This is a genomic window from Methylobacterium sp., from assembly GCF_019745455.1.
Classification (GTDB): Bacteria; Pseudomonadota; Alphaproteobacteria; order Rhizobiales; family Beijerinckiaceae; genus Methylobacterium.
Genome location: NZ_JAIETD010000175.1, coordinates 1 through 8,455 on the forward strand (window position 1 = coordinate 1; position 8,455 = coordinate 8,455).

The following is an 8,455-nucleotide window of genomic DNA, read 5'->3' on the forward strand; positions in this document are numbered from 1 at the left end:
CGGCGGCTCCTCGGCCAGCACGGACGCGTAGAAGTCTCGCATCTCCGCGCCCAGGTGCTCGCGGACCGTCGGTGGCAGCTCGGCCTCGGCAGGTACCGCTTCGAGGGAGGCGAGGATCTCTACCGGCAGCGGCGCAGTCGCGGAGCAGTTGTCGTCGGCTTCCATGCGTCTCTCCTGCCACCTCCCGCGTCAGCCACCTCCGGGATGATTCGGCAATCTGCGCGGGTCGTTCTGGCAGATGCGTGATGAACGCCGACTAACGAACGCTTGCGCCGTTCTGTGAAACAGCATGTCCAACACAGGAAGTGAGGTCGTTTTGCTCACTGATGGCCTAGCAGGGCGACCGCTCGTCACCATATGCTAACTGGATAGAAAGCAGTTCTACCAGCCAAAGCAGAGCCGCAGCAAATGGCGTCCTGCTTTGCATAAATATCCAGGTCCCCAAAGGCATGACGCTGTAGAAGTGTCACAACAGGCTGGTGGCATACCTATTTGTTTGCGACCCGACCAGATTTAAAGAGTGTGCATCAGTAGAACTTTTGGTTGCCGAGATTGCCCTTGCGTCAAGCCCCTAAACAACCAGCGGCATCGAGTGGACTGTCAGGCTACGATCAGCAAGGCAATGGCTGCGAGGCCGGTGTTCCGTGATTGACGCCACCCCGGTGCCCTTCCGCGGCCGTCACCTTGAAGCCCTACGAGCCTGCGCCGTAAGTCCGCGAGGTCTTCACCGCAATGCCTATCCATCGGTCATGCCGCTGCTAGCGGCTCGTGGACTGGTCAAGGAACTGCCGGCAATGGGAGAGTTGCGACGCCGAGGTGAGACAGCTTGGTTTCTGACGGTTGCCGGGCGAGCTCTGGTGCGGAAAACTGGGTGATTAAAACGAAAAAAGCCGGCACGCCAATCAGACGGCTGGGTTCAAGTTTGCGGCCCGGTTTGGGACGGACCGGAGCGATTCAGCAGCCAAGTCTGCGACAAGGACAAGGTGAAAAAGCCCCGCGCGGCGGGTGCCGGCGGGGCTGAAGGGTTGGGGCTTCAGGAGCTTGTTTAGCGGGCCATGCCGCCACTGCTTGTGCCGCCACCGCTGCTATGACCGCCGGTCGGAGCCGCAGTGCCTGTTCCGGCACCAGAGGCTGCGCCCGGCATTGTTGCGGTCGAACTACCTGCACCACCCGTGGCCGATCCCGTCGACCGCTCCATAGCTTTTTCGCTGTTGCTCTTCACGCTGCCGGGATTGTTCAAGTTGCCTTCGGCGCTGCCTCCGCCAGCCGGAGTTTGCGCCATGGCAGCGCTCGACAGCGGCAGTATGAGCAATGCTGCGACGGAGAGAATTTTGGTATTCATGGTGTGTACTCCTGGAGATCAAGGTAACTAGCCAACTCCCGGAATGTTCTTTCGTTCACTTAGGACTGTTTTTTAGATTAGGAGGCACAGGGAGGCGACGACGTAGCGTTCGGAGAACCATGAAGCAGTTTAGCATTCATTCGCTAGATCGCCACCGCAAGCCGAGCGGTCCCTGCAACATTGGAGAAACCCCGCCGCGGCGAACCGGGCGGGGCTGAATGCAAAGGTAATGAAGCGGTTTGCAGCTACCAGGGCGTGTTCGGGCGTCCAGTCAGAAAAAACCTACATCGCGCTAGGGCTGACACAGCGCGATGTATGTCTTGAACAAGTCGATGAGCGTGATCGCGCGGCTCATCGCACCAGCCCGGCCCTGGCGATGTGCTAGCGGATCGAGAAGCGCACCACGCCCCAGATCTCGCCTTCGGCCATGTCCTCGACGGCAAAGGCCGGCATGCCTGGGTTGTCGAAGGACAAGCGCGCGACGTTGCCGTCGACGACGAGCCGCTTGATCGACATCTCGCCATCGACCGCCGCGACGACCACGCTTCCGTGCCCGGCTTTCAGGCTGCGATCAACGACCGCAATGTCGCGATCGAAGATGCGAGCCCCACGCATCGAATCGCCTGCGATGTTCCAGGCGAAGGTGGCGGGCGGGTTTGGCGCCAGCCAACGCGGCAGTTCGAGCGCGCCTTCGAGGAAGTCGTCGGCTGGCGATGGGAAGCCCGCGCAGAGCGCCGGTCCCCTGATCGGGACGCGGACGAGGCCTCACCCGTCCACCGCCAAATCGCTGATCCGATAGACGTCCACGGCTCTCCCCGTTATGAGAACGGACAGAGAACAGATAGGAAGAGGCACCCAGGTGCAATCCCTCTGGCGAGCCTATCTTGCGCGCCTGTGCATGGGTGTGGATGACGGATGAGAAAACCAATGGCGGCCGCGCGTTACCACTTCCACTGCACCGATGGACAAGATGCCGTGTTCGATCGGACTGGACGTTGGGTGCGCAACCCGGAGCTGGTTTGGAGCCATGCCGAGCGCACCGCGCGCGAGATCATGGCTGGCTGCAACTGGCGCCTCGACTGGTCGAAGTGGATCGTCGACATCCACGACGGCAGCGGCCGGCATGTCGGCATCCTGAGTTTTACGGATGTGCGCGAGCAGCGCCAGGCCGCTTAACGGAGGATCGGACAATGACGATCAAGACGACGTTCCTCGTCCAGGCCTTCACGATCAAGCGCAAGCGCCTGGTGCCGGGGGATCGCGAGGTGTCACCGACGGAGAGCGGCGCCCTCAAGAAGGCCGAGGCCATGGCAAGCCGCATGCCGGGTACGGCGGCGCTCCGCATAATGGCGGACGATGAGACCGGAGAGTTTGAAGGCGTCACGATCCTCGGCCAGTTCGGCGAGGTGCCGGAGGGCTTCGCCGAGAGCCTGCAGGGCGACTGAAACGCCTGACGGTTTAAGCCTGAGCTGGGCCGAACCGCTCGATCAAGTGATTTCCGTCCCAAAGCTCCACGGCGCGTCCATCGAGCATGTCGCGCGCCATATCCGAAGCCTCTTCGTCATCGAACCCGGCGATAATCCTGACGCGAAGGATCTTGCCGCCGAGGTCAAGCAGCAGAGCCCGGTAGTGATGGTTTACGGGCAGTGCCGAGAGAAACGGGAAATCGGGCATCGTTTTGCCTTCGGTCGAAGGCGGGAGCATGCGAGGCTCTCTGCCGTTGGCGCCTGGTACTGTCTGCCAACGATTCGATACCCTTTGGCGCTATCTTAAGGATGTCCTAACGCGATCAGGTGTCCGTGATTGGCACCGCATCTAGCCCACAGGCTGCACGGCAAGTCACGGCGAGCTAAGAAGTTCGGCGCAGGCGAACCGGACAGTCTGGCAAGCGGCACAGAACTCTGCCCGTCACCATGCTAAAGGGCTGGCATGCGCACCCTGCCCCTCCTCGCCCTCCTGTTCCTCGCCACGCCCGCACTCGCCGAGCCGATCGTCGGCCGCGCCACCGTAATCGACGGCGACACGCTCGAGGTCCGCGGCACTCGCATCCGTCTCCACGGGGTCGACGCTCCAGAGAGCGGCCAGACCTGCCAGGACGCGGCCGGCAAGGACTACCGCTGCGGACAAACGGCGGCGCTCGCCATGGCCGACCACATCGGCAAGCGCATCCTGACGTGCGAACCGCGAGAGACCGACCAGTACGGCCGCGTCGTCGCGGTCTGCAGGAAGGGACGCGACGATCTGAACGCCTGGATGGTGCGCTCAGGCTATGCCGTCGCGTACCGGCGCTATGCGGAGGACTACGTCAACCCGGAGTCGACGGCTAAGGCTTTGCGGCAGGGCATCTGGGCCGGCACCTTTCAGGACCCGTCCGAGTGGCGCCGCGCCCGGCGCGCAAGCGGCGAGAACACAAGGCCCGAGACTGTCACGCCGCCGACCATGGCGAGCGGCTGCAACATCAAGGGCAACATCTCGGCCGGCGGCCAGCGGATTTACCACCTGCCGGGCTCGCGCGATTACGAGCGCACCCGCGTCGACGACCGGGCCGGCGAGCGCCTGTTTTGCAGTGAGGATGAGGCGAAGGCGGCAGGATGGCGCCCTGCGGGCGGTCAGCGGCCTTGATAACGAAAAGCCCGGCGATCGTCGCTCGCCGAGGCGATGGTGGCGAGGCCGGTGGCACGAAGTGAGTGATCACGGCAAGGCTTCGCCCGTCCGCGGCCGCCACCTTGAAGCCCTACGAGCCTGCGCCGTAAGTCCGCGAGGTCTTCGCCGCGGTGCCTATCCATCCGTCATGCCGCTGTTGGTGGCTCGCGGACTGGTCAAGGAACTGCCGGCAATGGGGGAGTTGCGACACCGAGGCGAGACAGCTTGGTTTTTGACCGATGCCGGGCGAGCTCTGGTTCGGAAAACGGGGTGATTGAAACGAAAAAACCCGGCACGCCAATCAGGCGGCCGGGCTCGAGTTTGCGGTCCGGTTAGGGACGGACCGGAGCGGTTCATCAGCCAAGTTTGCGGCAGCGACAAGGTGCAAAAAGCCCCGCGCGGCGAGTGCCGGCGGGGCTGGTATTAGATCGGACTGGTAGTACTGCCTCGCTTCTACGAGCCACCCGCGCTGCCGCCGCCACCGCCGGCGCTGCCGGTGCTTGCACCTCCGCGTGATGGTTGAGCTGCGTTACCGCCCGCGGCTGAGCTGCCTCTGACCGGACGGCCTCCGGTGTTGTTCTGGTTACTCGAAATGCCCATGCCTCGCTTCTTATAGCGCGAGCGCGCATCGGCCTCGGTGCTCATCTGAACCAGAAAGAACGAGGATAGCGCCAAAGCGCAGGTCGAGAGCATCAGCGTTTTCATCGTCACTCCTGTGTTTAGCCGATAACAACGAGCAGCACGGTCAATGTTTCCGGTCTCCTTGATTGCAGCGAGATTTGAAATGAAAAAGCCCCGCTGCGGCGGGCCCCTCGCCATTCTGCTCAGTGAAGCGTTGAGCCAGCCCGTTATGTCGGGAAGCGTTTGGCGAACCACTCCTTGAGGACTGCACGCTCGTAATAAAGTCCGCCCGTGGAGAGTCGCGAGTTGAAGTTGAGCAGGAAGTTGATGTCCGAGATGCTCTCCTCGCCCTGGCTGACGATGCGCCCGCGCCGCCGCAGTGCATAGGCGAGTCGGATCCGAGGTGGCGTCACATCGTTCACGATGCGCAAACCCTGTAAAGAGCTCGCGGCCGATCGCTCGAAACCAGCGAGATCAATGTCAAGCACGGTGAGCTCGAGACTTTCTCCGGGACGAAGGTGAGCCTGCCCGAGTTGCTCTAGGATACGGGTCATTTCGGAGAGCGTTGCACGTAGAGTGAGACCCGAGCCCCTGCGGTTCTCGGCATCCGTGAAGTGCTCAGGAGCGACGTACCGTACTTGGACCTGTGCCGTGGCCGCGGTGGCTGTCAGCAGCACCGCGCCGACGATCGAGGCGCGGATGGAGCTTGAGACTCCGTTCATTGCATTCCTCTTGAGCAGATGCATGTGAAGGTGGTGTAGCTGCACCTTACGACGACGACGTGGTGTTCAGGGCTGTCTCGCCTCCAGCATTCTGTCCACGCCACGGCTTGATGCCAACGCAACCCTTGCAGCTGCAGCGTCTAGCGGCGTGGCAATTTAGAACAGCTCGGCCGACGCCTCCAATCTTCCATCGTGCCAAGCGCCTCGCAAACGCACCTCCAGCGCTCTGATGCGTTGGCTGCCTGGCTGTAAAGCCACGACGGAGCAGCACGGAGATCATCATGACGGACTCCCCGTACCCTACGACGGCCCCGCCTGCGCCTGAGCTCCTGCCATCCGGGCCAAAGCCCCGTCCGGCTGAGCAAGAAGCGGATCTCGGACCTACAGGGCCAAAGTCACCTTATCCTCAAGAAGATGGTCCGAAGGCTCAGGCCGAAGAATAACCAAGCTGACCACTCGCCGCGCGCTTCGACACTTCAAAGAAATAAGCCCCGCCGCGGCGAACTTGGCGGGGCTAAATTCAACACGACATACTGTCGCTGAGTGAAGAAGACTCAGCGCCGAGGTGGATCCTGCCACACAGTTGGAATGGCGCGCATTTGCTGCCGTGCGTCGGGGCTATCGGATGCTTCAGTCAGACGGCGATATGCTGCGCCGGTGTCATCTTTCCAAGCACCCCTGCTGACTTGAGGCTGAGCCATAGTATCCATGGCTATACTGCTCGATTTGCCAGAGTTGCTCTCAGTACCTTCGATAAAAATCAACGTCGCGGCACCGATAGTGACAATCGACAAAAAGAAAGTCACAGCAATCAAGCGAATTTTCGACATGGCAGCGCTCCGAGTTGAGTGCGGTTTTTACTCGGATCCACTTAACAATCGGTAGAATGTAGTGACCCGGGATGATGGCGATGCCGCCGCGACGTAAAACGAAAAGCCCCGCGAGCCAGGTGACAGGATCCACATGATCACCGATCAACGCAATGGACCTCAGGCTCTGGTCGGCGGCCTGCAGACGGGCAGCTGAAGCCGGCGCGCTCACCACGTCGTGGCTCGCCCGCAACGCGCGTTAACGGGATTGGTTCACGGCTGTCAGCGCGCCACGATCTCGAACTCTAGTGGTCCCTGCACCTCAGTGATCGGCCATCCGAGCGCCCGCTGCAGCACGTTGCAGTCCCATGCGAATGACGTCACGAGTCGACCACGGCCGGACACCGCATCGAGCGGGACCGTAGGTCCCGTGATGCCCGTCTCCGGCTTGTCCAAACCTATAGCGGCCATTTTAATAGAACCCATGAAAGGGTCGAGCCCTTGTCATGCAAGACCGATCAACCGTTCGACACGTTGGCGACAGTACGAAAGCTCTCGCTTCACGGCGAAGACCGCTGCATGCAGCCCAGCTCGTGCCGGTGAGATTACGAACGCATAGCTCACGCTGACTCTGGCGTGGAGGCAGGACCGCAAGGAGTGACGATTCGTCTACGACCTCACGCTACCCGACCTCGCGCCAATGTCCGAGACGCCGAGCAACCTGTTTGAGGTCACCCTTCTCTGCGATGCGATACAGGCCGTCAGAGTTTCAGGCTGTGCCGTAATCGAGGCTGGCGAACGCGCCGGCCTCTACCGAGTCAACGATGGCCCGGCTCTCCAGTCCGCGCAGAATGTTGCTTACGCGCTGGATCTCGCGCGCTGGATCTCGGCCTGATGTCGCTGCCCGCGTAGACATCCTAGGTAGCCTAAGCTCCAGCCGAAGGTGAAAGCTGGAACCTCAGAGCAATCCTCCAAGCGCCTCTTGAAGCTGCAATGGACCCTTCAGCGAGATGCTGATCCCTAGGAATCTTTTTGCCGATTGAGACTTTCAGATTCGCTAGTTACAACGTCGCTGTACGCCGCCGCTGAGCGGAGGCGGGAGAATGATGCGCACAGCCGATGCGCACTGACAAAGGGAAACGCAAGCATGGCAAAACCCAACCACGGCTCCTCGGTTGCCGCCGCAGCCAAAGCTGCTCAGGCGGAGCGCGACGAAGATGGGCCGCAGGGTATCGGCCCGCAGGTCAGTGAAGTTGCCCGGAACAAAGCTCAACCTGAGCCTGAGAATGACTTTACCGACGGTGTCATCACTGTCGTGAAGGACGAGGGTGGAACTCAGACGTTCGATAGTTTTGCTGAAGCTCTCGTCTACTCCAATGATGGCGACACTCTTCAAGTTGGCAAGGGTACATACACCGAAACCTTTGCACTCGACGAGCGCGTCACGATCGTTGGCGAGCAAGGAGCTATCCTTGACGGGTCTAAAGTTGCAAACGGCTCCTTAGCGACAATTGACCTCTTGGATGGATCCTCTGGCAGCACCATTTCCGGATTAGAAATTATCGCTGTTGAGGGCCAATTCGGCAGCGCTCTAACTAGCAATGTGAATAACGACGTCAATAATGTTAAGCTAACGAACAATACGTTCAATGCTGGCGTCAACACTTCTGGGTCTCTTGTTTATTTGAACCCAGGATCGGATGGCTTCGTCATTGATGGCAATACCTTTCAGGGAGCGGCACTGACGGGATCTCCCCTTCTGGGTATCGAAGGTGACGACATCATTGTGACCAACAATGATTTTGGTGATGTCGCAGGGACCTACCCGAAAGTCGAGGTCTTCGAGGGCGCGAATGGAACAACCGATGATGTAAAGCTTGTCGGAAATACCGGAATTGACAATTTGTCAGCGGGGGCAAACGGAGCCGAATTTTACTCCTAAGTTAGTTCTTCCCCAGGTTAATTGATTTTTTCAGAGGCGGTTCCTTTTCGAAGGAACCGCCTTTTGTCTGTTCTGCGTCACTGATAAACAGCCGGGGCGCCAGAGCCAACAATTATTATCGCCATACGCATTACAATTGTGCCAAGAAGGTTCATGAAGGCACGAGCAATTCGGTAAAAGAGCCAACGTCCACTGCCTACTCCCGATTCATCCTGTGATGTGCGTCTCCGGTTTGTCCACGACTATAGCGGGCATGTTGATAGATCTCGTGAAAGGGTCAAGCGCTGATCATGCAAGACTGGCCTGCCCCCTGAAAAGTGGTCCTCCCTGAAGTAGGCTTTCGAGCCTTTGGAGGATGCCAGGAATGCCGAGGAAG

At 60.3% G+C, this 8,455-nt stretch carries 11 protein-coding genes; 5 read left to right on the top strand and 6 right to left on the bottom strand.

Annotated features, from left to right (window positions below):
• Positions 1–1,045 precede the first annotated feature (1,045 nt).
• Together K2Y56_RS25810 and umuD are read right to left on the bottom strand one after the other, a co-directional pair.
• The gene (locus K2Y56_RS25810) at positions 1,046–1,342 is read right to left on the bottom strand and encodes a hypothetical protein (protein WP_292514889.1); all 297 of its coding nucleotides are present in this window, start codon (positions 1,340–1,342) and stop codon (positions 1,046–1,048) included.
• Between the two features lie 381 nt (positions 1,343–1,723).
• The gene (gene umuD, locus K2Y56_RS25815) at positions 1,724–2,089 is read right to left on the bottom strand and encodes a translesion error-prone DNA polymerase V autoproteolytic subunit (RefSeq protein ID WP_292514914.1); all 366 of its coding nucleotides are present in this window, start codon (positions 2,087–2,089) and stop codon (positions 1,724–1,726) included.
• 180 nt (positions 2,090–2,269) lie between these two features.
• Between umuD and K2Y56_RS25820 the strand changes: the two genes are divergently transcribed.
• Both K2Y56_RS25820 and K2Y56_RS25825 read left to right on the top strand, forming a co-directional pair.
• Complete coding sequence (locus K2Y56_RS25820; protein WP_292514892.1) at positions 2,270–2,518, top strand: hypothetical protein; 249 nt, start codon at positions 2,270–2,272, stop codon at positions 2,516–2,518.
• Between the two features lie 14 nt (positions 2,519–2,532).
• Entirely contained in the window at positions 2,533–2,787 is a 255-nt protein-coding gene (locus tag K2Y56_RS25825; RefSeq protein ID WP_292514895.1) for a hypothetical protein, read from the top strand.
• A 13-nt stretch (positions 2,788–2,800) separates the two neighbouring features.
• On the opposite strand, the gene K2Y56_RS25830 is transcribed toward K2Y56_RS25825, so the two are convergent.
• On the bottom strand, positions 2,801–3,016 hold the full coding sequence (locus K2Y56_RS25830; protein ID WP_292514898.1) for a hypothetical protein: 216 nt from the start codon (positions 3,014–3,016) through the stop codon (positions 2,801–2,803).
• A 255-nt stretch (positions 3,017–3,271) separates the two neighbouring features.
• Here K2Y56_RS25830 and K2Y56_RS25835 point away from each other — a divergent pair, with 255 nt between their 5' ends.
• Positions 3,272–3,964, top strand: a complete 693-nt coding sequence (locus K2Y56_RS25835) for a thermonuclease family protein (RefSeq protein WP_292514901.1) — start codon at positions 3,272–3,274, stop codon at positions 3,962–3,964.
• Positions 3,965–4,438: 474 nt separating this feature from the next.
• On the opposite strand, the gene K2Y56_RS25840 is transcribed toward K2Y56_RS25835, so the two are convergent.
• The 3 genes from K2Y56_RS25840 to K2Y56_RS25850 all read right to left on the bottom strand — a co-directional run bounded on the left by K2Y56_RS25840 (position 4,439) and on the right by K2Y56_RS25850 (position 6,158).
• On the bottom strand, positions 4,439–4,690 hold the full coding sequence (locus tag K2Y56_RS25840; protein WP_292514904.1) for a hypothetical protein: 252 nt from the start codon (positions 4,688–4,690) through the stop codon (positions 4,439–4,441).
• A 143-nt stretch (positions 4,691–4,833) separates the two neighbouring features.
• Positions 4,834–5,328, bottom strand: coding sequence for a DUF3016 domain-containing protein (locus tag K2Y56_RS25845; protein ID WP_292514906.1), 495 nt, complete (start codon positions 5,326–5,328; stop codon positions 4,834–4,836).
• Between the two features lie 554 nt (positions 5,329–5,882).
• Positions 5,883–6,158: a hypothetical protein gene (locus K2Y56_RS25850; protein WP_292514909.1), complete on the bottom strand. Its 276-nt coding sequence runs from the start codon at positions 6,156–6,158 to the stop codon at positions 5,883–5,885.
• Between the two features lie 679 nt (positions 6,159–6,837).
• Here K2Y56_RS25850 and K2Y56_RS25855 point away from each other — a divergent pair.
• Positions 6,838–7,032, top strand: coding sequence for a hypothetical protein (locus K2Y56_RS25855; protein WP_292514912.1), 195 nt, complete (start codon positions 6,838–6,840; stop codon positions 7,030–7,032).
• Between the two features lie 252 nt (positions 7,033–7,284).
• Entirely contained in the window at positions 7,285–8,079 is a 795-nt protein-coding gene (locus K2Y56_RS25860) for a hypothetical protein (RefSeq protein WP_292514913.1), read from the top strand.
• The last annotated feature ends 376 nt before the right edge of the window (positions 8,080–8,455 follow it).